This is a genomic window from Rhodoferax sp. GW821-FHT02C08 (genome assembly GCF_059421805.1).
In genome coordinates this window covers 1-1,206 of the sequence record NZ_JBWKVR010000056.1, presented here as the reverse complement: position 1 = coordinate 1,206, position 1,206 = coordinate 1, and the positions used below count along the sequence as shown (strand labels likewise).

Below are 1,206 nucleotides of genomic sequence, written 5' to 3'. Positions count from 1 at the left end.
GTGCTGGTCGTGCCGGCCACGCTGTACACCACCATCATCCGCGGCATCCCGGACCTGGTGCTGATGCTCTTGGTGTTCTACGGCGGCACGATTGGCGTGAATGCCCTGCTGGAGATGGCCGGCAGCGAGGCTACGCTGGACCTGGAGCCGTTCACCGCCGGGGTGCTGACCCTGGGTTTCATCTACGGTGCGTACATGACCGAGACCTTTCGCGGCGCCATCATGGCGATTCCGCGCGGACAGTTCGAGGCGGCCGCCGCCTTTGGCATGGGGCCTCGGCAGGCCTTCTTGCGCATCACGGCGCCGCAGATGGTGCGCTATGCCCTGCCAGGCTTTACGAATAACTGGCTGGTGCTGATCAAGGCCACGGCCCTGGTGAGTTTGATCGGCTTGCAGGAGATGACCTATCTGGCCAAGCAGGCCAGTGCGGCGACCCGCTCGCCGTTTGTCTATTTGCTGTTTGCCGGGGCTTTGTTCCTGGTCTACACCTGGGTGTCGCTGGAGGTGCTGCGCAAGCTGAATGCCCGCTACAGCCTGGGCACCAAGCGTATCACGCTGTGAGGATGACGTTATGAACTGGGAAGTCATCTTTCGCGAAGAGAGCCTGGCCATGTTTGGCGAGGGGATTCTGAATACGCTGTGGCTGCTGGCGGCCTCGGTGGCCATCGGGGCGGTGCTGGCGGTGGCCTTTGCTTTGGCCTTGACCAGCAACAGCGTGCTGCTGAAACGGTTGGTGGGGGCCTATACCTTTGTGATCCGGGGCACACCGCTGCTGATCCAGGTGTATTTGATTTACTACGGTCTGGCGCAGCTGGACTGGATACAGGCGCGCTGGGATACGGTGTGGCCGCTGGTGTATTTCAAGAACGCATTCTTTTGTGCCTTGCTGGCGTTTGCGCTGAATACCGGGGGTTACACAGCCGAGATGCTGGCAGGCGCGATCCGCGAGACGAATGCGGGGGAGATCGAAGCCGCGCAAGCTTTTGGCATGAGTCACTTCAAGATCATGACCCGGGTGGTGCTGCCCAGCGCCATGCGGCGCACCCTGCCCGCTTACAGCAACGAGGTGGTGATGATGCTGCAGAGCACCAGCCTGGCCAGTGCGGTGCCGGGGCTGCTGGATGTGACGGCGGCAGCCAGCCGCATCTATTCCGACTTTTACCTGCCGTTCGAGGCCTATCTGTTTGCTGCGGCGCTGTACCTGGT

Annotated in this window: 2 protein-coding genes; both read left to right on the top strand. The window is 61.9% G+C overall.

Features of this window, described 5'->3' with window-relative positions; all coding sequences use genetic code 11:
• Positions 1 to 561, top strand: a 561-nt coding sequence (locus tag AC07VY_RS26530; protein WP_495100135.1) for an ABC transporter permease, incomplete at its 5' end; no start/stop codon positions are given.
• A 10-nt stretch (positions 562 to 571) separates the two neighbouring features.
• Positions 572 to 1,206: ABC transporter permease (locus AC07VY_RS26525; RefSeq protein WP_495100134.1), on the top strand; the 635-nt coding region annotated here is incomplete at its 3' end.